This window comes from Sphingobium sp. AntQ-1 (assembly GCF_028538045.1).
Lineage (GTDB): Bacteria > Pseudomonadota > Alphaproteobacteria > Sphingomonadales > Sphingomonadaceae > Sphingobium > Sphingobium cupriresistens.
In genome coordinates, this window is sequence record NZ_CP117158.1 from 622,173 (window position 1) to 643,138 (window position 20,966).

Genomic DNA, 20,966 nt, shown 5'->3' on the forward strand with positions numbered 1-20,966 from the left:
CGTGGACCCGGCAGCAACGAGCATTGCCATTGCCTTGCGGCTCTATATTTCCCCTGCCAGGACCGTGCCTCGCTTGGCCGAGCCCACGCGCAATCTCCCGGGGAGAGTCCGTAGCATTGCGTATGACATGCCCACCGCCCCCTTCGTAGGTTGCACGAGTGGAAAGGCGGGACGGTGAAGGATTTATCGGCGGCTGCGGGAACTCCCGCAGTCTACTGTATCGGCAACGAGCTGCGCCCTGAACTGATGTCAGCGCTGAGTGGTGTCGCTTCGCGTTGCTTTGCGACGCTTCACGACTTTCTTGTGGCTTCGACGCGGCTGGCGCCGGGTATCGTCCTGTTCGACGCCGACAGTGTTCAGGATGACGTGTCGGATGCCATCGCCACCCTTCGCAAGCGTGGATCGGTGCAAGCTGTGTTGCTCGCGAAGGCAGCGCCGGACTTCGCATTTGGCGTTGCCGCTATTCGGGCCGGCGCTGTCGACATCCTTGAAAAGCCGCTGTCCGAGCAGCGTCTTCTGGATGCCATCCAGCTGGCGACCAGCAAATGCGGACACCTTCACCGGCCGCCCGATGCCAGGGACATCGATCGGCTGACGGCACGTGAGCGCGAAGTCGTGGCCTGGCTCCTGCACGGGCTTACCAACAAGGAAATCGGTCGGGAGCTGGGAATCAGCCACAGGACAGTGGAAATCCATCGCGCGAGGCTGATGCGGAAGCTCGCGGTGCCGAGCCTTCCCGCGTTGATCGACATTGCCCTTGCACAGCGCGACAAGCTGCCCGATGTCGGAGCCGCGCAACCCTCGTAAACGTCCCGTGTGTCGGTCCTTGCCCCAGCGGCAGAATGCTGACTCGGCGTAGAAGCCTTCCTCCCGCAGACGCACCAATCGATCCAACTGGTGCGGAGATTCACGTAGCGACATCTACCCCGTCAGGCGGCACCTTCTCATGGAAGGAGGCCTGCCATCATGGATGATCCCGACATTTCCTACCTGCTAAGCCGCTGCCGTTCACACCGGACATTGGCCCGTATCACCAGCTGTGCTGAAGCCCGTTGCATTCATCAGCAGTTCGTCAGCAGTTACCAACGGCGGTTGCTTGCCCTGCGACGCGCGCGCGCATCGGCAACTCCGATGTATCAGGAGCGGCTGGCCGCATGATGCCCGCCCGCTCGATGCGCTGGCGCCGCCGTGTACGAGCGGTAACTACACACCTGTCCCCAACGACAAACTTCGATCGGAGAAAAGATGAGTGAACTTGGCCACGATCTGCACGCGCTGTTTCCCGCGCAGCGCGAGATCCTTCACGCGCTGAAGCTGGAGAGCGCGCATTACCGCGACCTGGCCGACCGCCATCATAAGTTGGCCCAGCAGATATACCGGATCGAGGCGGGACTTGATGCCGCTTCCGATGACCGACTCGAAGACCTGAAAAAGCAGCGCCTGAGCCTGCTCGATGAGGTCGCAGCGATGATTGCGGAAAGGCAGGATGCGTGATGGATTTCGACCTTATGCGCCAGCGTCTCACCGATCGCCTCTCCGAACTGAACGCCCAAGTCGAGCGCATCGAGGAGGAGCAGGGCCAACCTCTCGACGCCGATTTCGAACAACAGGCGATAGCCCGCCAGGATGATGAAGCACTGGATGCTGTCGAGCGCTCGACGTTGGCCGAAATCGCCCTCACGCGACAGGCGCTCGCAAGACTGGATTCGGACACCTATGGCCTGTGCACCACGTGCGGGGAGCCGATAGCGCCGGCACGGCTCGAGGCGCTGCCCGCCGCCGCACATTGCATCCGATGTGCAAGCGCGGCGGAGCACGACAGGGCCTGATGGACCGCGTATGCGCCGCATCGAGGACACGAGCTTTGCTGTACTCATCCTGGCCGTGTCGATGGCCTTCGCGTGGATCGTGCAACCGCTGTTCGGCGCCATTCTCTGGGGCGTCATCGCATCGATCCTCTTCGCGCCTCTCAACGATCGCCTGCTGCGTGCGATGCCGACGCGGAACAACCTTGCCGCTCTGCTGACGCTGCTCGTGATCATGGCGATGGTAATCCTCCCCGCCATCCTGCTTTCTGCGTTCCTGCTTCAGGAGGTGGCGGGCGTCTACGCGCGAATGCAAAGCGGCGAGGCTGATCCCGGCACCTACTTCCTCCGGTTCCAGGCACATCTGCCGCAATGGCTGAAGTCGCTGCTGACAGGGTTGGGCCTGAGCGATTTCGATTCCGTCCGGACCAAATTGACCGCCGGGATCGCCGCTAGCTTCCAGACCCTGACGGCGCGAGCATTCAGCATCGGCCAGAGCGCCTTCGGCTTCGTCGTCGCCCTGGGCGTCATGCTCTACCTGACTTTCTTTCTTTTGCGCGACGGCAAGCAGGTGGCTGCCCGGGTGGAAACGGCCATTCCGCTGGATCCGGACCAGCGCGCCGCCCTGCTGGTGAAATTCGCCGCCGTTATTCGGGCGACGATCAAGGGCAGCCTCGTGGTTGCGGTCATCCAGGGCGCCATCGGCGGGATCGTCTTCTGGGCGCTGGGCATCCATAGCGCGTTGCTCTGGGGCGTGCTGATGGCATTTCTGTCGCTTCTGCCGGCGATCGGGACAGGCATCGTCTGGGCGCCGGTCGCCGTCTATCTGCTCGTAACCGGCGCGGTCTGGGAAGGCGTCATTTTGATCCTGTGCGGCCTGTTCGTGATCGGCCTCGTGGACAATCTCCTGCGCCCGATCCTGGTGGGTCGGGACGCGCGCATGCCCGATTATGTCGTCCTGATCTCCACCCTCGGCGGTCTGCAAGTACTCGGCTTCAACGGGCTCGTGATCGGTCCGGTGGCGGCGGCTTTGTTCATCGCTGCATGGGATATATTTGCACGCTCGCGATTCCAGCCTCAATCGGATGCATCATAGGCACGTGTCACGTTCGCGGCTGCCGTGCAAAGCTTGACGCCCACCGCAACTCGACCATCTTGCTCGCCTCAAGCAGGATCAGGAGCAGCGCTGCTGACCCCATGGTGATCGCGAGGTCGGGGCCATGGAGCGGACCGAATTTAAGCAGGCTACGAAGTGCGGGAACGGTCATGATGATGGCCGCGACCGCAACCACCGCGCCCAGGACGTAGCGCAGGGCCGCATTGCCCCGGACCAGCGCGTGAAGGAGCGATGTGTCGAACGAGCGATTGACTAGGATCAGCACCAGGATCACGCCGATGAGCGAAAAGAAGGTCAACGCGCGCGCATCGGCTTCCGGCATGCCGGAATAGCTCGATGCCAGAAATATCCCGGCGAGCAGCACAAAGCCCAGCCCGCCCTGGAACACGCTCCAGCCGATCATGCGCAGCGAGAAGAGCCGTTCCTCGGGGTGGCGCGGCTTACGGTTCATGAGATCCTGCTCCTCGCGCTCGGCTTCGAAGACGAGCGCGCAGACAGGATCGATGATCATCTCGAGCAACGCGATATGGATCGGCCCGAACAGGATGGGCAGGCCGAAGGCAAGCGGCAGCAGCGCGAGGCCTGCGATCGGCACATGGACGGCAAAGATGAAGGCCATCGCCTTGCGGATATTGTCGTAGATGCGCCTCCCGAGCCGCACCGCCTTCACGATCGACCCGAAATCATCGTCGAGCAGGACGATCGCCGAGGCTTCCCGGGCGACATCGGTGCCGCGCTTACCCATGGCGATGCCGATATGCGCGGCCTTGAGCGACGGTGCGTCATTCACCCCGTCTCCGGTCATGGCGACGATTTCGCCATCCGCTTTGTATGCCGCCACGATCCGCAGCTTCTGCTCCGGCATGATCCGCGCGAAGACTGTCACCGTCTTCAGCCGTTCTGCAAGCGCCGCGTCGTCCAGGGCAGCGAGCTCGGTCCCGGTCAGCACATCGCCGTCCATGATTCCGGCCTGCGTCGCTATCGCTCGCGCGGTGGCAGCGTAGTCGCCCGTGATCATCACGACCCTGATCCCGGCGCTACGGCATTCGGCCACGGCGGCCGGCACACTGGCGCGCAGGGGATCGGCAAGGCCGATCAGACCGATCAGGGCAAAATCATGCTCCTGCTGGGATTCCGGCAAGCTGTCGCCCGGGCCAGTCGATGCCGTCGCGACACCCAGCACGCGCATGCCCCTTAGAGCCATGGTATCGACGGCAGCCTTCAGGCGCGCGCGCTCATCCGGCGACAGATGACAGAGCGCAGCGATGGCCTCCGGCGCGCCCTTGGCCGCCACCGTGCAGGCCGCCTCGGGGTCGGGCGCTTGCCAGACGTTCGACATCGCCAGCAATTCAGGCCGCAGTCCATAGCTGTGGGCCAAACTGAGCTTGGCACGGCGTTCTGCAAGGTCCGGGATGCCCGCGCCTGCCTGGTGAAAGGCGACCTCCATCGGATCGACCGGCACCGGGGCGCTGGCCAGGATACTGGTATCCAGGAGTTCGTGAAACCGGGTCGAAGGCTCGGTCACGCCGTCGACCGTCGCCGTCTCGCCCGACGCCAGCCACAGCTCCGTCACGGCCATCCGGTTCTCGGTGAGAGTTCCGGTTTTGTCGGTGCATAATATTGTCGCGGAACCGAGCGTCTCAATGGCGGCCGCCCGGCGCGTGAGGACGCCGGCTTGGGCAATGCGCCATGCCCCCATCGCGAGGAAGATCGTGAGGACCACCGGGAACTCCTCCGGCAGCATGGACATGCCGATCGCGATTCCCGCGAGCATAGCGTCGATCCATCCTCCGCGCAGGAGCCCGAAGAGCAGGACGACAAGGAGGGCGACGAAGCCGCCTCCGATCGCGCAGAGCCGGACGATCCGGGCGGTTTCCCGGCGTAGGCGCGGCGGCTCGGCATCGAGCGTCGAGAGCGACTGGCCGATCTTGCCGATCTCGCTGCGCGGGCCGGTCGCGATCGCCAGCGCCAGCCCCGAGCCGCGGGTGATGAGCGAGCCCGAATAGACAAGCGGCTGGTCCTCCCCGCCCGGCCGTCGCCGCAACGATTCCTCGCCCTGAAGCACCGCCTGCTTGCGGACAGGTACGGACTCACCGGTAAGCAGCGATTCATCGGCCTGAAGATCGTCCGCCGCGATCAGCATCGCGTCGGCGGCGACCCTGTCCCCCTGCTCCAGGACGAGCAGGTCGCCATCGACCACCTCGCGCCCGGCAATGCGGATGCGGGTCCCGTCGCGGATCACCAGCGCACGCGGCGCCGACAGGTCGCGCAGCGCCTCTAGGACATGCTCGGTGCGGCTTTCCTGGATGACCGTGATGCCGATCGAAAAGGTCGCGAAGCCAAGGAGGATGAGCGCTTCGCCAAGGTCACCCAGCAGCATATAGGCGACGCCGCCCGCAAGCAGCAGCGCCAGCATCGGCTCCCGGACCACTTCAGCGAGAATGTGCGGCACCGTGCGCCGCCCTGCTCTAGGCAGTTCGTTCGGTCCCTGGGCATCAAGGCGTCGCCGGGCCTCCGCTGCGGTCAGCCCGGACCGGGATGGCGCGGTAGGTCGCTGGTCAGTGGCGATCGGCATCCATTCTCTTCCTGTTCGAAGTGAGCGACGTGCTGCGTCGCCGGCCTGCTTCAAGATCATTCTGGTGCAAGCCGACTACCGGCACATTACGGGTACTTACGGATTCCTCTGATCGTCATTCCTGTTATCCTATTATGCTCGCCAAGATTGGCGCCGTGAGCCTTGGCCGCTACCCGCAGCCAATAGATATTCGCATTTGGATTGGGTCATACGGTCGCATCAAGGCCATTGGACGACCTTGCATTCAGAACCGAGGACATAAGTGACGGCGTTTGAGATGGATTTTGCGATAGCCGGAGGCGTTGCTACCATAGTCGGCATCGCGCTAGCGCTGGCCCTTGGCCTTCTCATCGGCGTCCAGCGTGGCTGGACCTTGCGCCATGAACCGGCCGGCTCCCGCTTCGCGGGCATCCGGACCTTTGGACTTCTGGGGCTGGCCGGAGGTGTCGCGGGCGCGCTTCGGCCGATCGAGCCAGGGGTGGCGATCATCCTCATGGCTGCTGCGGCCATGTTGGTTCTGATGGGATATGCGCAAGCGGCCTGGCGGGGCGGCCCGATCAGCGGCACGGCGAGCCTTGCCGGGCTGCTGACGCTTGGCTGCGGATTCCTGGCAACCACCCGGGAGGAACGCCTCGCCACGATCATCGCCGTGGTAATGACGCTGGTGCTTGCGCTCCGATCGCAGCTTCACGGCTGGATCGGGCGGTTGAGCGAGGTCGAGGTAAGCGCCATCGCCCGATTCGCACTGATCTCGCTCGCCATCCTGCCACTCCTCCCCGATCGCCCTTGCGGTCCCTATGATGCCTGGAATCCGCGGCAACTGTGGATGGTGGTCGTCCTTGTTTCGGGCTTTTCCTTCGCCGGCTATATGGCCAGCAAGCGCCTGGGCGCATCGCGCGGGACGCTCGCGACGGCCGCTGCCGGCGCCATGGTTTCATCCACGGCGGTAACCGCCGCCTTGGCGACCCGGCTGCGCGACGATGCGGAAAATGGGCCCATTCTGATTGCAGGGATCACCACCGCCTCCGTGGTCATGCTGGTGCGCGTGCTGGTGTTGGTGGGCGCGCTGGCGCCGTTTGCGCTGCCGGCGCTGGCGCTGCTGGTCGCGCCGGCGGTGGTGGTCAGTGCCCTCGCCACGGCCTGGCAGCTCCGGGCTGCAGCGCTACTGCCCTCATCGTCCAGCCGGGAAGTTCTTGTTCGTAACCCGTTCAACCTTGCGCCGGCGCTCGGCCTCATGGCGCTGGTGATGCTTCTGTCGCTGGCCTCGCGCTGGGTGCTCGATCGGTTTGGCGATGCCGGCCTTGCCACGGTTCTGGCCCTGTCGGGGATGGCGGATGTCGATTCCGCTATCATCACGATGGGGGGGTTGCCAAAGGGCGTGCTGGACGGCCAAGCGGCGGGCCTTGTTCTGACCGCCCCGGTCATGCTCAACACCCTCGTCAAGGCCGGGGCCACGATCAGCCTGGCCGGAAGGCATCGGGGCAGGTCCGCCGCCCTGGCCCTGATCGCGAGCGTCGCAGCGAGCCTACTGATGCTGCCCATCCTCTTGCACTGACCGATCGGGGGCGTCCGGCCACCCCGACTTCGCGGTCAGGAAATCGCCAAGGGCCGTTGCACCGACCCCAGCATTGGAGAGGTGATCGGAGCATTCGTCAGCGATGACGGCGCCTGGCGGGACAGGTCCGCCAACGAATAGCCGTCAAGCACGGCAAGAAATGCGCCCAGGGCTTCGCCGAGCGCGCCCTGCAGGCCGCAGCGATGCGTGATGACGCACGAAGCACAATCGACAAGGTCGAAGTCCCCTTCCATCTCCCGTACGACAGCGCCGATATTGATGGCGTCGGGCGGCCGGCAAAGGCGCATGCCGCCGTGGCAGCCGCGCGCTCTGGACATAGCCCGCCTTGCCCAACTCGTGGACGACCTTCATCAGATGGTTCTTGGAAATCGCATGCGCGGTGGCGATCTCGGCGATCGCGCAAACACGTTCGGGACGCTCGGCGAGATACAGCAGCACCCGGAGCGCATAGTCGGTGTAACGGGTCAATCGCATGCCGCCAGATATGGGAGAAAGCCGGTCCAAGCACTATAAGTATATATCCCAAATGCATGTTTCTCTGTGCCCCGATAGATGCATCTCCAATACATGATTGGAGGACGAGACGGTGGCGCAGCGTACCGATATCGACGAAATTGGGCTGCGGCAGTTGGTCGACGCTTTCTATGCCCGGGTGCGGGCCGATAAGCTGATCGGCCCACTCTTCAACGGCGCGATCGACGACTGGCTAGGCGATCTGACAAGGCTTGCCGACTTCTGGGGGGCAGCCGGTGCCGGCGCACGCACGCTATCGCGCGCAGATCACGCCGGCCATGTTCGACCGTTGGCTCGCCTTGTGGGCGGAAACCACGAACGCGCTGATGACGCCCGAAGCGGCGCATATGTTGCAAGGCAAGGCCGCCCGCATTGCCGAAAGCTTGAGCCTCGCCCTGTTCTTCAAGCCATCGCCTTCCCCGACCGGCCGCAGGCCGGCCCGATCTCCAGGAGTATCGTCATGTCCGTGCTTCCCGTGGAGACGCAGCCCGCCCCCTATCCCGCGCATGCCAAAGACATACGCCTCGCGGCCTGATTTCCCGGTTCGACCGCAGCGAGGGGCATGCGGACGATCCCACCACAACGCCCCAATCTGGAGAAGATCTCATGGCACGCACGATGTCGGCTGAAACGATGGCTATCGTCAAATCCACCGCACCCGCGCTTCAGCAGCACGGCTTGGCGATCACGACACGAATGTATGAACGCCTGTTTGTTGATCCCGAGATAAAGGCATTGTTCAATCAGGCCGCGCAACGGTCGGGCGAGCAGCCGAAACGCCTAGCCGACGCCATCCTCGCTTTTGCCAAGAATGTCGACAAGCTCGACGTCCTGACTTCCGCGATCGAGCGCATCGCGAGCCGGCATGTCGAGACGCATATCAAGCCTGCGCATTACCCGGCCGTCGCCGATGCCCTGCTGCCGGCGATCAAGGACGTGCTGGGCAACGCGGTAGATGAAAAGGTACTCGCGGCCTGGGGTGAAGCCTATTGGTTTCTTGCCGACGTGCTGATCGCGCGTGAGGCGGCGCTCTACGCCGAGGCGGCCTGATCCGATGGAACTGGCTCCCGCAGCGGTCACTTTGCCCGATGGGATTGCCGCCTATCGACGTACCGCCGAGTTTACGTCGGAGACGATCCCGGCGGCCCTGCTGCGGGACCACAGCACCAAGCCTGGTACATGGGGACTCATCCACGTGACCGAAGGCGCGTTGCGCTATAGGGTGACCGATCCCCGCCGGCAGCCGGGTGAACGGCTTTTGGCCTCTGGCGGGCCGCCCGGTGTCGTCGAGCCGACAATCCTTCACCATGTACTCCCGGTTGGCCCGGTTCGCTTTTATGTCGAATTCCGGCGCGCGGCGGACGCGTCGTGATCGACGATCTCGCCCTCGCGCGGACTCTGCATGTGGCAGCTGTCGTCCTTTGGATCGGTGGCGTCGCCTTCGTCACGACGGTGCTCATGCCAGCCATCCGGCGACGCTATCCACCTGGCGAGCGGCTCGCGACCTTCCATGCTTTCGAGGGGCGGTTCGCGGCGCAGGCTCGACTGTGGGTGCTGCTCGCCGGGTTAAGTGGCGGCTGGATGGTCGGGCGCGGCGGCATGCTCGAAAGGTTCGCCGACCTGCATTTCTGGTGGATGCACGCGATGCTGCTGCTCTGGATCGGCTTCGCTGCCATGCTCTTTGTAGCCGAGCCGTTGGTCGCTCACCGGCGCCTGGCGGATCCGGTGACGCCGGCGGCCGTCTTCGATCGCATGCAACGGATGCATAATGCTGTGCTGGTCCTGTCACTCCTGACGGTCATGGCTGCCGTCGCGGGAAGCCATGGCCTCATCTGAGCAACGCTGAACTCGCAAACTATCGGAGGCCGTCGGCCGGCCGGCGGCCAGTCCCCGGGGGTACGCCACCGACAATGCCACCATCCATTTGGTTTGCCGCAACGCGAAGCCGCTTTGCCGCCACAGGTTGCTGAGCGAACAGCCATCCAGTGATCGCTGCAGTCACCATGTGACTGTCTCGCATCAGTATAGTCCCGCATATTCTGAGCCGTGGGTCGCAAATAGAGTCCCTCCATCAATATGGAGGCGACGATGAAGAACATTCTTTTGCTGGTTCACGCCGACGATGGGCAGGAAGCCAGGCTGCAGACGGCGCTCGACCTGACACGTGCCCTTGATGGGCATCTGACCTGTATCGACGTCACGCAATCGCCGGTGGTCGCGGGCGACCTCTATGCCGGCTTTGGTGAAGCCGTGATGCTGACCGACGAGCGGGAGAACGAGGCAAAGAACAGGGCTGCGCTGACGGAGCGCCTCTCGCATGAAGACGTTCGCTGGGACTGGATCGACGCGACCGGCGATATCGCCAGTTGTGTCCTCGAGGCGGCGACGCTCGCGGATCTGATCGTGCTCAATCGGACGCTCGACGCCTATCCCCTTCCCGATATGCGCACGATCGCCAGCCGGATCGTGATGCACGCGCACAAGCCCATCATTGCTGTTCCTGAGAAGCTGGAACGGTTCAACGCGGCCGGTCGCGCGCTCATCGCCTGGGATGGTCAGGCGTCTGCGGCAGACACGATGCGCGCCTGCGTGCCCCTTCTTCAGCTCGCATCCGACGTCCATATTTTCATGGCCCGTGACGGCGCCGAAAAGACCGAACCGACCGAAGCCGCCGAATATCTGTCACGCCATGGCGTGCACGCGAGCGTGAAGATCGTCGACGACGGACTTCACGCGCCGGACGCGTTGATCGCCGAGGAAGCGGCTCTTTGGCACGCCGACTATGTGCTGATGGGCGCCTATAGTCACGGCCGACTGTTGGAAGCGTTTGGCGGCGTCACGAAGCGGATGCTCACCAAGAGCAAGCTGCCGCTGGTGCTCGGGCACTGAAGGGGCCGTGTGCGTAAGTGCGACGGTCGACTGCCGTCATCCAGAGGTTCGCGCCGCCGTGGCCATGGAAGCAGTCACAAATTACACTCTGACTCCTTGAAGGGCATATCAGCCCCTCAGTGAATAATTTGACCACGATCAAAGAGAGAAGCGCTACCCTCGCCTAACACCATACCGGACGCGGGCTATCTCCTCCCCGCCCGCGAACGGAACTCGCCCCCTCCGGGCAACCGGGTGGGGCGTCCTTTCGTACGTATCGCGGAAACGAAGCTCAAACCTCCGCATCCCCTTGAAGTACTCCTGTTCGGTCGAGCCAGATCACGGCACGGCCCTCGCAAGCCAACGGTCTTCGACGGGGCGAGTTCATGCTGCAACGCGGCTCGGTATTGTTCGAGAACGGCCGCGACACCACCACTTGAGAGATACTATCAGGCGCGCTTCGAACAGTGCGCCAGAGAGCGGAGCGGATCCACGGCAATCTGCGCGACATCTATCGCGCCAATGCGCATAATTTCCGCCTCTGTAGTCCGACGAAACCAATGCGACCGGGTCTATTGGAACCAAATCAGATCGCGCACATATGTTTGCGCTCGGTCAAAGTTCGAAGTCGGCAAGTCTCCTAATCCATATCTAACACGGCATGGAGATAGGCATGAAAAGGATAGTCCTTGTATCGATTGGCGCAGTTGTTGCCGCGCTCGCGGTCCCGGCCCATGCCGAAGAAGCAGACAAGCGTTGGATCATCCGTGCCCGTGCGATCCGGGTGACGCCGACCGAGGAGACCGGCCCGATCCTTCCGAGTTTTCCGACCGCCCATACGGCGGTGACAAACAGTTATGCGCCGGAAGTGGACTTCACCTATATGGCGACCAGGCACATCGGCGCCGAACTGATCCTGGCCACGACGAAGCATCACATCGAAGGACGCGGCGCGCTTGACGGACTCGGCAAGGCAGGACGAACCTGGGTGCTTCCGCCAACGCTCACGCTTCAATATCATTTTGCCCCCAACGCACATATCCGGCCCTATGTCGGCGCGGGCGTCAACTACACGATCTTCTATTCGGAAAAGGCCAGCAATGCGCTCCAGTCGGCGATTGGTGACACGAAGCTGAAACTGAAGGACAGCTTCGGCTATGCCCTGCAGGCCGGCGTCGATATCGACATTACCCCTCGCATTTTCCTCAATATTGACCTCAAATATATCGACATCGATACCACGGCCCGTCTGACGACGGGCAGTCTGATCAACCGCGAGCGTGTCCACCTTGACCCTCTGGTGCCTGGTATCGGCATCGGCATGCGGTTCTGAGCGATGCAAGCCGCCACGAACCTGGTCCCACCGATGGGTTGGTACATGATCGACGAGATCGACCTGATCGCGCTGCTTATCGACCACGCCGAGCTTGCCTGTCTTTGCGACATGCTGGAATCGGTTGCGGACGCTCTGCCGACCCTTCCGGAAGAAGATGACGCGGCTTGGGTTTGCCGTGAGCTTGAGAACCGGCTTCCCACCCATGAAGCTCGAGAGCGCAGGTTCTTGGAAACCGTTTTCGCCCCACGGGCGATGCCGAACGGCGAAGCGGTCCTTGATCGTATCCGCTGCCGCAGCGCGTCACAGGTTGTGCAAGCGCAGGACCTCGTCGCGGCTCTCCAGCCTGGCGCCTCTCCACTGCCGGCAACAACATTGGGATATATGCTTCGCTGCTTCTTCGAAGCGTGCCGGGCCGATATGGCGTTCGAGGAGTTGGCGATCCTCGGGCTCGCGGAGCAGCGTCTTACGCCCGCAGCGCGAACATTATTGCGCGACAGCCTCGACCGGCGCTGTCGCGCCTAGCGGCCACGATCATTCAGGCAGCGTCGGCCATTCGCCTGAGCGCGTCGCGCTTGAGTATCGTCACCGCGCGACCGCCCGGCAGGGCAATCACGCCGGCCATCTTGAGCTTGGTCATTTGCCGGCTGACCGTTTCGATGGTGAGGCCCAGCACATCGGCGATTGCGCCTCGGGAAAGAGGAAGATCGAAGGTTACCGGTCCATTGGCGCTGGCGCTATAGCCCCCGATCCTCTCGAAAGTTTGGAGCAGAAAGTCTGCGATCCACTCGCTGGCACTTTAACGACCGAGTAGAAGCATGCGCTTGCGCGCATCGCTCAGCGTATCGAAGGTACGGCGCAGGAGAGCCTGGGTCATCCCGTTTCGCGTCGACAGAAACCCTTCGAAATCGGACTTACGAAAGGTGCAGATTTCCGCGTCTCCCAACGCCGTCACTGTGAATTCGAAGCTGCCCACGAAGGGCTGTCCCACGAAGTCCGACGGATAGAGTAAGCCGACAATCTGTTCGCGGCCGTCGGCGGTCAACGCGCTGACTTTCAGGATTCCCGAAAGGACGTTCGCGCAACCGCGGCTCTCCTCTCCTGCCCAGGCGATCGATTCGCCGCGACGTAAACGGCGGCGCCGGCCAAGCTTGTGCAGCATGATGAGGTCTTCACCCGCAAGCGTTCCGCACAAAGAGTCCCGGCGAACCGCGCAATCCATACAAACCGATGTCGGAAACCTCTCCTCACCATCGGGCCAATCCAAGGTTGTGCGGCTACCGAGCATCTTCATCCCCACTCACGCATCTACGCCGGCGGAGTCCAGAGTTCAGGCCGGCAACGGTTTCGGAAGCTCAGTTTCGTCCGGCACCGTCGCCCCATTGGGCAAGTGGACCTCGTGCCAGGTGCCGTTGAGGATACTGAAGCCGACCGCGAGGCCGAGCCCGAGAACCCAAGCGAAATACCATGTGGCGATGTGCCTGCTATCAGTAGTAATCCGGATGCGTGGAAACGACCCCGGTCGTCAGACGGCCCCACATGATCTTGTGGGCCCAGGCGGTGCCGCAGGACGCCGTTCTGCTCGCCGAGACGATCGGGGACAACCTACCGCTGGCCCTCGAGGCCGTGACCGATGCCGAGCTATGGGCCGTGTTGCATGTCGCCGTGATCGATGATCGGCTGGTAGCACTTCTGGATGGCCTCAACGCTGGGTCGGTGAGAATGACATCGGATTTTCGGGTGGGGAGCGTCGGCGCCTCTCACTGGGTCGCACCTATCTTACTCCTGCGCACGGGCTCCTACTCGATAACCTCAGAAGGCCTGAATTATGAAAGCGGGTTTGGTGGTCGAACGGCTGGACAGGGACCTGAATGTATAACCGGCAGCGTCTGATTCTCGTCAGCCACCGCCTGTCCCGCGCAAGCGATCGGGCGATCGAAGCCATCCACATTCTGGCGGGACAGCAACTGGCCGCTTCGTCAGTGATGTCCATCGTTGCGTAATTTCCCCAAGGGCGAGCCATCGTGCGGTAGGGTAGCATTGCAGCTGAAGGAGTCGTTCGATGGCTGACGCGGCAAAGGGGCATGCCCGACATGTGGCGATCCTCATCCATCCCGATCCACAGAGCTTCAATGCCGCCATCGCACACGCCTATTGCGAGACAGTTCGGGAATGCGGGCAAGAGGCAATCCTGCGTGATCTCTATGCGATGAAGTTCGATCCGGTACTCAAGAACGAAGAACGGCCCGACAGGCGTGGTTTCGAGATCGCGCCTGACGTGCGTGCCGAACTCGAAGCCATCGAAGGTTGTGATGTTGTGGCGCTCATCTATCCGATCTGGTTCGGTCTGCCGCCGGCCATGATGAAAGGCTACGTCGATCGCGTGATCGGCGCGGGCGTCACGCCGCATCAAGTCCAGGATGGCGCAGGACGAGGCCCGTTGACCGCAGGCCATATGATCACGATCACGACATCGGGCGCCCGCGACGCATGGCTGGACGAACAAGGGCAGTTGGACTCGCTGCGGGAATTATCGAGCCGATATCTCTTCCGGGCCTTTTCGATGAAATCGGCTGACTATCTTCACATCGGCAGTATCGTCGAAGGCCTGCCCACACGCTTCATCGACGAGCATCTTTCCGATGTCCGTGAGCGGGCGCGCAAGATCTGCGCGAGGCTTGCCGTGGAACAATATGGCGCTGCGGCTCCGCCTTCGATCTCGGACGGAAGTTGAACGACACCATCCTGGTGCGCGATTAGAGTGGGTCGAGCCTTCATGGCGATGATCGCGATGCCCGGTCACCAACTCGAAGAAGTGATCATGGGTGCGGATCGGGTGCCCCATCATGCGGTCTTCGATGAGATTTGCGGCACCCGCTCGCCTTCGATGAACGGGATTGGCTCGTGCACGTCCGACATTTTCTCACCGTCGATCGGCCACATAGACCGCTCCATGTTGCCGGTGAGGTGGATGTCGATGCTCCGCGATGGTGCCGATGACGACATCATGCCTGATTGAGAACCCGCGGCCCCGCAGCAAGCACCGCCGCATCGACTTTGTCCTCGAACTGCCTGAAGTTCTCAGCGAACTGCATCGCAAGGTTCAAAGCAGCCTGATCATAGGCATCCTTGTCTGCCCAGGTCCCGCGCGGCTCGAGAATATCACCGCTGATCCCCGGCGCTGTCACAGGAACCTCGAACCCGAATGTCGTATCCCTGGTGAAGATGATCCCTTCGAAACTGCCATTAAGTGCGGCGTTCAGCAGAGCGCGGGTAACCTTGATCGGCATGCGCTTACCGACGCCGTATTTGCCGCCCGTCCAGCCGGTGTTGACCAGCCAGCAGGTAACCCTGCCCCTGGCGATCCGCTCTTTCAGCAGATTGCCGTAGACGCTCGGGTGACGCGGCATGAACGGCGCGCCGAAGCAGGTCGAGAAGGTCGCCGTCGGCTCTGTTACGCCAATCTCCGTGCCGGCGACACGCGCAGTATAGCCCGAGAGGAAATGGTACATCGCCTGTTCTGGCGTGAGCTTCGCAATCGGCGGCAGCACGCCATAGGCATCGGCAGTCAGGAAAATGATGTTCTTCGGCACCGGCCCCAGATTATCGACGCTCGCATTGGGGATGAAGTCGATCGGGTAGGAACCGCGGCTGTTCTCGGCCAGGCTGTTGTCGTCGAGATCGATCTCGCGCGTCTCCCGGTCGATCACCACATTCTCCAGCACCGTGCCAAAGCGCTTGGTGGTCGCATGGATCTCTGGTTCGGCCTCGGCCGACAGGTTGATCATCTTGGCGTAGCAGCCGCCTTCGAAATTGAAGACCGCCGTGTCTGACCAGCCATGCTCGTCATCGCCGATCAGCGTCCGGCTGGCATCGGCCGAGAGCGTGGTCTTCCCAGTGCCGGAGAGGCCGAAGAAGACCGCCGTGTCACCCTTGGGGCCAATATTGGCCGAGCAGTGCATCGGCATGATGCCCTTGGCCGGCAGCAGATAGTTGAGGATCGAGAACACCGACTTTTTCATCTCGCCGGCATAGGCCGTGCCGCCGATGAGGATCAGCTTCTCGGTGAAGTTGACCGCGATCACCGTCTCCGAGCGGCAGCCATGACGGGCCGGGTCTGCCGGGAAGCTCGGCAGGTCGATGATCGTGTACTCCGCGATAAACCCTTCAAGCTCCGTTGGGCTTGGACGAACGAGCAGGGTCTTGACGAACAGGCTATGCCAGGCGAGCTCGGTATAGATCCGCACATTGACGCGATGATCAGCCTGTGACCCGCCGAAAAGATCCTGGACGAAGACCGTCTTCTTCGCGCCCAGCGCGGCAAGAAAATCCTCTTTCAGTGCCGCGAAATGCTCGGGCGTCATGGGCACGTTCGTCGGGCCCCACCAGACCGTATTTTCGGTCTCGGCGTCCTTGACGATGAACTTGTCCCTGGCCGAGCGGCCGGTGTGCTTGCCGGTCGCGACGACCAGGGCACCGTCCCTCGACATCACCCCTTCCCCGCGCTGGATCGCCTTTTCCACCAGTTCGGCCGTCCCGAGATTGCGATGGAGCTGCGTCCCGTCCTTGACCGCATGGTCCGGGTTCTGGATCGGGAAAGCCGTCATTTTTGCATCTCCTAAGCTTCATCGTTACATGCCGAACAGTGGCGCATTCGCCATATCATACCATATAGCTGATTGTTAAGATTGCTATTTGATGTCTTATCCATCATGAGAGGGCTATGATCACGTCACAGCAGATGCGCGCCGCGCGCGCCCTTCTCGGCATCGACCAGCGCCAGCTTGCCGAGCTGGCGAAACTGTCGCTGCCGACCATCCAGCGCATGGAAGCATCGGACGGCCAGGTACGAGGCGTAGTGGATACGCTGGTCAAGGTGATCTCAGCGCTCGAGAGCGCGGGTATCGAACTGATCGGGGAAAATGCACCGAGCATCGGCATCGGCCGCGGGGTGCGGTTGAGGGAGTCGCTGAACAAACGCGCGTCCACACGCGTGCCATCGATGCTGTTCGACCAGATCGAAGCGCCGGTGGGCAATGGCCACGTTGCATGACACACCAAGGACAGCCGGCGGGCCGCTGCTGACACCTGTATCGAGCGATCAATACCAACCTGTTCGTCTGGGATGGATGTGACGGGCCTTACGGCTGTCCGAGCCGGGGCAGTGTGACAGCTCGCCCGTCAAACTGGCGCACGACCTGCCCGAACCGTCAGATCATGGGTTCGGATCCGAGCTCCGCCCAAGCCTGCAAGCCCCATGAGGGCGTATCTGCAACCGTGCGATCCGCACAGAATTGTTTTCCGAAGCGCGGCACATCGCGGCGCCCATCGTGAATGTGAAGAGCGCGCCGTCACACGGCCCAACCGACCCTCGCGGGAGAATGCCACGATGACCGATACGAACGACGACTATGTGTATGACGAAGCAACAGGGGAATGGATCAGCGCTGCGGAAGCGGCCACCAAGAACGCAGCAGAGGAAACGGTTGAGGTGCGGGATTCGGTCGGCAATCTCCTGGCCGATGGCGACAGCGTGACCTTGATAAAGGATCTCACGGTCAAGGGCGCCAACCAGACTTTGCGGCGCGGCACGGTGATCAAATCGATCCGGTTGACCTGCGATGCCCAGGAGATCGACTGCCGCTACGAAGGGATTAAGGGCCTGGTGCTCCGCGCGGAGTTCGTCAGGAAGCGCTGAGCGCATCAAGACGAAAGAAAGGACCCTATTTCAATACGCGAAGAGGAAGACTGTTGGAAACCATCACGATCGTCCTGCTCCTCCTGCTCGCCGTCATCCTGAGCGGCATTCTTTCCCGTATGGTGCCCCTGCCGCTCCCGCGCCCACTGTTCCAGATAGCGCTCGGGGCGCTGATCGGGCTCGGCGCCGATTGGCGGGTCGCGCTGGATCCGGAGATATTCTTCCTCCTCTTCCTGCCGCCTTTGCTCTTCCTCGACGGTTGGCGGATCCCGCGCGAGGAACTGTTCAAGGACGGCAAGACCGTCGTCGAACTGGCCCTCGGCCTGGTGATAGTCACGGTGATGGGCATGGGCCTCTTCATCCACTGGATGATCCCGACCGTGCCGCTCGCCGTGGCCTTCGCCCTGGCAGCAGTCCTCTCGCCGACCGATCCCATCGCCGTATCCGCCATCGCCCAGCGCGCGCCGATTCCCAAGCGGATGATGCATATATTGGAAGGCGAATCGCTGCTGAACGATGCCTCGGGTCTCGTTTGCCTGCGTTTTGCGATTGCGGCAGCGCTGACCGGCGCCTTCTCGGTCCATGAGGCGGCGCTGAGCTTCCTCTGGGTGGCCCTTGGCGGCATCGCCGTCGGCGCCGGCCTTACCTGGTCCGTGTCGCGCATGAAAAGCTGGGTCTCTCGCCACTATGGCGAAGAAGGCGGCGCCCAGATCCTGATCAGCCTGCTCATCCCCTTCGGCTCCTATCTGGTCGCCGAGCATCTGCACTGCTCGGGCATCCTCGCCGCCGTCGCGGCTGGCCTCACCATGGGTTTCGTCGAAACGAGCGGAGAGCTTCTGGCGACCACCCGGATCCGGCGGAGCACGGTGTGGGACGTCATTCAATTCACGGCGAACGGGGTCATCTTCGTCCTGCTCGGCGAGCAGTTGCCCGCCATCCTCGCCGTCGCTGCAGAAACCGTTCGCATGACCGGGCATCAAGAGCCGTGGTGGCTGGCGATCTATGTCATCGCCATCAACCTTGGGCTCGCGGCCTTGCGCTTCCTGTGGGTCTGGCTCTCCTTCCGCCTGACCCTCTTTCGTCGGGGTGATTGGCGCTCGACGCCCAATTGGCGGATCGTTGCCGCGATGTCGTTCGCCGGTGTGCGCGGCGCCATCACCCTGGCGGGTGTCCTGACCCTTCCGCTTGCGCTGAACGATGGTTCGCCGTTTCCGGCAAGGGATCTCGCGATCTTCCTTGCGATGGGCGTCATCATCGTTTCGTTGATCGCTGCCAGTTTCGCCCTGCCCTGGCTGCTCACCGGACTGGAGATGCCGGCGGAACATGATCATCAGGCAGAGGAAGACGCCGCCCGGATCAAGGCGGCCGAGGCAGCGATCGCCGAGATCGAGAAAGTCCAGCACGGCCTTGCGGTAGGAAAGAGCGATGCGGATATCTATGTCGCCGCCGCCGCCCGTATCATGGATATTTACCGGCATAGAATCGAGAGCCAGACCAGAAATGCTGAAGGCAACGCTCTGGGGCGGCAATCCGAAGCGATTGAAAGGAACCTCCGCCTGGCTGCGCTCAAGGCCGAGCGAACCCAGATCTTCCGAATGGTTCGCAAGCGCGAACTGGGCAGCGAACCTGCGCGCAGGCTCATCCGGGAGATCGACCTCATGGAAGCGCGCTATGCCGTCGCGAGCCAGGCAGGCGCGTAAATCATGTGGAATGGAACAATGAGAAAGATCGGCAAGCTGTGTCGCCTGAAAGGCCAACTCATCCGCTGCGGCCGCGGAATGTGTCTGCGACACGAGGCCGATGGAGCTTTATGGCCGCTCAATATGGAGGACAATGTTCCCGAATTGCTGGGTCGGCCTGTCTGCGTGGAGGGTATCCTGTCGGCGACCGAAACCCTGGACGTCTACTGGATTGGGGAATTGGCGGGGTCTGACCCCACCTGACGGCCCACAATTCAGGCGGTTTAGAAACTCGCGATGAAGCCGCGCGGGAGAACGACATTCAAGGCGCAGAAGGCCGTGTCAGCTTGCTCCGGCCAGCTTCCCAGCACCAAAGGCGTTCACGGCGTGCAGGATGTTGAAGGCGAGGACCGATAGCGCCGCTTCCGCCTTCACCTTCCTTAGCCCTCGGGTCAGGAACCTGCCGCCGCCGGACATTCCTTTGATCGTCCCGAACGGATGCTCGACGGTGTATCGTCTGATCCTCATCAGACCCGAATCGGCATTAATTCGCCTTTCCAGCTGATCGAGGGCTCCTTGGTCGATCAGCCGATGGATGGTCTGCTGGGCGCCGGGCGTGCATTGCGCTTCAGCCGACAGTCCTTGCAGGCGGACGTTCGATAGCGGATCGCACGGTTGCGCGCATGCGCGCCCGAGGGGCGCAGGTCTTGGCCGGCCGGACAGGGATCGTGTCACTCTCCTCGTTGTGGTGAAACTGCGTCGGTCGAAAGTGCTCGCTGTCATCGCCCCTCGCTTGACGGGCGCGGACACCATGGCTGGAAGCTCAATTTGTGGAGATGCTTGTCCAGATAACGGCTGATGACGTCATCGGTGATGTTGCCGGATGTGGTGGAGAAGTATCCGCGCTGCCAGAAGCGTTGGCCCCAATAGCGCTTGCGGATGTTCTCGAACTCCTGCTGTATCTTGCGTGAGGATCGCCCCTTGCCGCGGCGCACGAAGTTGCTGACCGAGACGTGGGGCGGGATTTCGACAAACATATGGACATGATCACGCGACACGACACCGTTGACGATCGTCACGCCCTTCTCGTCGCAGACCTGCCGGATGATCTCACGAACCCGCAGCCGGACTTCGCCATGCAGCACCTTGAACCGATATTTCGGTGCCCAGACGTGATGGTAGCGATGGTGAAATGTGACAACCGGTCGAATAGCCCATAGCTGGTATCCTCGGGAAAGTGAGACTTCACGCCCTCCAGGCGGTCTCACTTTCCGAGGATGCCAGCAAACCAGGCGACGATCGCAAGCGCGCCAAGCCTCAGAGCAGATCCAGCTGCTGGATAACAGCGGGGAGCCGCGTCGGCGCTTCGATCCTCAGTTGCTTGTTGACGTTCATACGCCCGAAAACGACCGTGATGGCAGATACAGGCACGCCGAATTCGCCAGCGAGAAACCGCACCATATGGTCTGTTGCCCGTCCAAGCTTCGGCGCTGCCGTGACACTGACCTTCAACTGATGGCCTTTGATCTTGCCGATGACGTCGCCACGCGCGCTGGGTTTGCCCAGGATGTTGAGGACGAGCGTCGTGTCTTCCCACCAGTAAAAGCCGTTGGCCGGTCTTTCTGCGGGCGGCTGGGGCGCTGGTTTTTTCATGGCTCACACATTGAGCGTGACATGGTCTGAAACCTCTCAACGCCGCGGGTTGATGCTACAAAGCAGTATACACATGTTTGATGCATGAGAGAAAAGGTATAAATTATCTCCGGCGCCGCCTTTCGGCCGAAGTACGTATGTCGAATGAG

At 62.3% G+C, this 20,966-nt stretch carries 26 protein-coding genes and 3 pseudogenes; 19 read left to right on the forward strand and 10 right to left on the reverse strand.

Features of this window, described 5'->3' with window-relative positions; all coding sequences use genetic code 11:
• Positions 1-174: 174 nt before the first annotated feature.
• The 5 genes from sphantq_RS03070 to sphantq_RS03090 all read left to right on the forward strand — a co-directional run bounded on the left by sphantq_RS03070 (position 175) and on the right by sphantq_RS03090 (position 2,901).
• The gene (locus sphantq_RS03070) at positions 175-807 is read left to right on the forward strand and encodes a response regulator transcription factor (RefSeq protein WP_152542854.1); all 633 of its coding nucleotides are present in this window, start codon (positions 175-177) and stop codon (positions 805-807) included.
• 159 nt (positions 808-966) lie between these two features.
• The gene (locus sphantq_RS03075) at positions 967-1,158 is read left to right on the forward strand and encodes a hypothetical protein (RefSeq protein WP_148564707.1); all 192 of its coding nucleotides are present in this window, start codon (positions 967-969) and stop codon (positions 1,156-1,158) included.
• Between the two features lie 87 nt (positions 1,159-1,245).
• Positions 1,246-1,494: a YdcH family protein gene (locus sphantq_RS03080; RefSeq protein WP_043153844.1), complete on the forward strand. Its 249-nt coding sequence runs from the start codon at positions 1,246-1,248 to the stop codon at positions 1,492-1,494.
• Positions 1,494-1,829: a TraR/DksA family transcriptional regulator gene (locus sphantq_RS03085; RefSeq protein WP_272799582.1), complete on the forward strand. Its 336-nt coding sequence runs from the start codon at positions 1,494-1,496 to the stop codon at positions 1,827-1,829. Before sphantq_RS03080 ends, sphantq_RS03085 begins: the two co-directional genes overlap by 1 nt.
• A 10-nt stretch (positions 1,830-1,839) precedes the next feature.
• A complete protein-coding gene (locus sphantq_RS03090) occupies positions 1,840-2,901 on the forward strand; it encodes an AI-2E family transporter (RefSeq protein WP_043153847.1) in 1,062 nt (353 codons plus the stop codon).
• A 7-nt stretch (positions 2,902-2,908) separates the two neighbouring features.
• On the opposite strand, the gene sphantq_RS03095 is transcribed toward sphantq_RS03090, so the two are convergent.
• Positions 2,909-5,497 (reverse strand): cation-translocating P-type ATPase, encoded by a 2,589-nt coding sequence (locus sphantq_RS03095; protein ID WP_043153848.1) that lies wholly within the window; start codon positions 5,495-5,497, stop codon positions 2,909-2,911.
• A 277-nt stretch (positions 5,498-5,774) separates the two neighbouring features.
• Here sphantq_RS03095 and sphantq_RS03100 point away from each other — a divergent pair, with 277 nt between their 5' ends.
• On the forward strand, positions 5,775-7,052 hold the full coding sequence (locus sphantq_RS03100) for an MgtC/SapB family protein (RefSeq protein WP_272799583.1): 1,278 nt from the start codon (positions 5,775-5,777) through the stop codon (positions 7,050-7,052).
• A gap of 35 nt (positions 7,053-7,087) precedes the next feature.
• Here the strand turns inward: sphantq_RS03100 and sphantq_RS03105 are convergent.
• Positions 7,088-7,547, reverse strand: a pseudogene (locus sphantq_RS03105) (RrF2 family transcriptional regulator).
• A 112-nt stretch (positions 7,548-7,659) separates the two neighbouring features.
• Between sphantq_RS03105 and sphantq_RS03115 the strand changes: the two are divergent.
• The 7 genes and pseudogenes from sphantq_RS03115 to sphantq_RS03145 all read left to right on the forward strand — a co-directional run.
• Positions 7,660-8,008 (forward strand): annotated as a pseudogene (locus tag sphantq_RS03115) (group III truncated hemoglobin); the annotation flags it as partial.
• Between the two features lie 184 nt (positions 8,009-8,192).
• Entirely contained in the window at positions 8,193-8,636 is a 444-nt protein-coding gene (locus tag sphantq_RS03120) for a globin domain-containing protein (protein WP_048576308.1), read from the forward strand.
• A 4-nt stretch (positions 8,637-8,640) separates the two neighbouring features.
• Positions 8,641-8,958, forward strand: coding sequence for a DUF1971 domain-containing protein (locus sphantq_RS03125; protein ID WP_048576307.1), 318 nt, complete (start codon positions 8,641-8,643; stop codon positions 8,956-8,958).
• Positions 8,958-9,422, forward strand: a complete 465-nt coding sequence (locus tag sphantq_RS03130; protein WP_272800170.1) for a hypothetical protein — start codon at positions 8,958-8,960, stop codon at positions 9,420-9,422. Before sphantq_RS03125 ends, sphantq_RS03130 begins: the two co-directional genes overlap by 1 nt.
• A gap of 240 nt (positions 9,423-9,662) precedes the next feature.
• Positions 9,663-10,475, forward strand: coding sequence for a universal stress protein (locus sphantq_RS03135; protein ID WP_272799585.1), 813 nt, complete (start codon positions 9,663-9,665; stop codon positions 10,473-10,475).
• A gap of 652 nt (positions 10,476-11,127) precedes the next feature.
• Positions 11,128-11,787: an OmpW/AlkL family protein gene (locus sphantq_RS03140; protein WP_048576305.1), complete on the forward strand. Its 660-nt coding sequence runs from the start codon at positions 11,128-11,130 to the stop codon at positions 11,785-11,787.
• 45 nt (positions 11,788-11,832) lie between these two features.
• Complete coding sequence (locus tag sphantq_RS03145; protein WP_272799586.1) at positions 11,833-12,312, forward strand: hypothetical protein; 480 nt, start codon at positions 11,833-11,835, stop codon at positions 12,310-12,312.
• A gap of 13 nt (positions 12,313-12,325) precedes the next feature.
• Here the strand turns inward: sphantq_RS03145 and sphantq_RS03150 are convergent, their stop codons facing one another.
• The 3 genes from sphantq_RS03150 to cydX are packed head-to-tail and all read right to left on the reverse strand — an operon-like array spanning position 12,326 to position 13,291.
• Positions 12,326-12,571: a helix-turn-helix domain-containing protein gene (locus tag sphantq_RS03150; protein ID WP_336314448.1), complete on the reverse strand. Its 246-nt coding sequence runs from the start codon at positions 12,569-12,571 to the stop codon at positions 12,326-12,328.
• Positions 12,572-12,586: 15 nt separating this feature from the next.
• Complete coding sequence (locus tag sphantq_RS03155; protein ID WP_272799587.1) at positions 12,587-13,081, reverse strand: Crp/Fnr family transcriptional regulator; 495 nt, start codon at positions 13,079-13,081, stop codon at positions 12,587-12,589.
• A 36-nt stretch (positions 13,082-13,117) separates the two neighbouring features.
• Positions 13,118-13,291, reverse strand: a complete 174-nt coding sequence (gene cydX, locus sphantq_RS03160; RefSeq protein ID WP_419723216.1) for a cytochrome bd-I oxidase subunit CydX — start codon at positions 13,289-13,291, stop codon at positions 13,118-13,120.
• 35 nt (positions 13,292-13,326) lie between these two features.
• Between cydX and sphantq_RS03165 the strand changes: the two genes are divergently transcribed.
• Together sphantq_RS03165 and sphantq_RS03170 are read left to right on the forward strand one after the other, a co-directional pair.
• The gene (locus sphantq_RS03165; RefSeq protein ID WP_272799588.1) at positions 13,327-13,680 is read left to right on the forward strand and encodes a hypothetical protein; all 354 of its coding nucleotides are present in this window, start codon (positions 13,327-13,329) and stop codon (positions 13,678-13,680) included.
• A 169-nt stretch (positions 13,681-13,849) separates the two neighbouring features.
• Positions 13,850-14,521, forward strand: a complete 672-nt coding sequence (locus tag sphantq_RS03170; RefSeq protein ID WP_043155225.1) for an NAD(P)H-dependent oxidoreductase — start codon at positions 13,850-13,852, stop codon at positions 14,519-14,521.
• Between the two features lie 48 nt (positions 14,522-14,569).
• On the opposite strand, the pseudogene sphantq_RS03175 reads toward sphantq_RS03170, so the two are convergent.
• Both sphantq_RS03175 and sphantq_RS03180 read right to left on the reverse strand, forming a co-directional pair.
• A pseudogene (locus sphantq_RS03175) lies at positions 14,570-14,781 on the reverse strand (copper-binding protein); the annotation flags it as partial.
• A gap of 11 nt (positions 14,782-14,792) precedes the next feature.
• Positions 14,793-16,394: a phosphoenolpyruvate carboxykinase gene (locus tag sphantq_RS03180; RefSeq protein WP_272799589.1), complete on the reverse strand. Its 1,602-nt coding sequence runs from the start codon at positions 16,392-16,394 to the stop codon at positions 14,793-14,795.
• Positions 16,395-16,510: 116 nt separating this feature from the next.
• On the opposite strand from sphantq_RS03180, the gene sphantq_RS03185 reads away from it, so the two are divergent.
• From sphantq_RS03185 to sphantq_RS03200, 4 genes are all read left to right on the forward strand, one after another.
• A complete protein-coding gene (locus tag sphantq_RS03185) occupies positions 16,511-16,840 on the forward strand; it encodes a helix-turn-helix domain-containing protein (protein ID WP_272799590.1) in 330 nt (109 codons plus the stop codon).
• A 336-nt stretch (positions 16,841-17,176) separates the two neighbouring features.
• Positions 17,177-17,485, forward strand: coding sequence for an alkylphosphonate utilization protein (locus sphantq_RS03190; protein WP_272799591.1), 309 nt, complete (start codon positions 17,177-17,179; stop codon positions 17,483-17,485).
• Positions 17,486-17,538: 53 nt separating this feature from the next.
• Positions 17,539-19,185 carry a Na+/H+ antiporter gene (locus sphantq_RS03195; RefSeq protein ID WP_272799592.1) on the forward strand — a complete coding sequence of 549 codons (1,647 nt, stop codon included), beginning with the start codon at positions 17,539-17,541 and terminating at the stop codon, positions 19,183-19,185.
• A gap of 78 nt (positions 19,186-19,263) precedes the next feature.
• A complete protein-coding gene (locus tag sphantq_RS03200; protein WP_235955010.1) occupies positions 19,264-19,428 on the forward strand; it encodes a DUF5818 domain-containing protein in 165 nt (54 codons plus the stop codon).
• Positions 19,429-19,506: 78 nt separating this feature from the next.
• On the opposite strand, the gene sphantq_RS03205 is transcribed toward sphantq_RS03200, so the two are convergent.
• From sphantq_RS03205 to sphantq_RS03215, 3 genes are all read right to left on the reverse strand, one after another.
• Positions 19,507-19,899: a transposase gene (locus sphantq_RS03205; protein WP_272799593.1), complete on the reverse strand. Its 393-nt coding sequence runs from the start codon at positions 19,897-19,899 to the stop codon at positions 19,507-19,509.
• Positions 19,900-19,943: 44 nt separating this feature from the next.
• A complete protein-coding gene (gene tnpA, locus sphantq_RS03210) occupies positions 19,944-20,375 on the reverse strand; it encodes an IS200/IS605 family transposase (RefSeq protein WP_272800172.1) in 432 nt (143 codons plus the stop codon).
• A 106-nt stretch (positions 20,376-20,481) separates the two neighbouring features.
• On the reverse strand, positions 20,482-20,817 hold the full coding sequence (locus sphantq_RS03215; protein ID WP_048576294.1) for a DUF167 domain-containing protein: 336 nt from the start codon (positions 20,815-20,817) through the stop codon (positions 20,482-20,484).
• Positions 20,818-20,966: the final 149 nt, after the last annotated feature.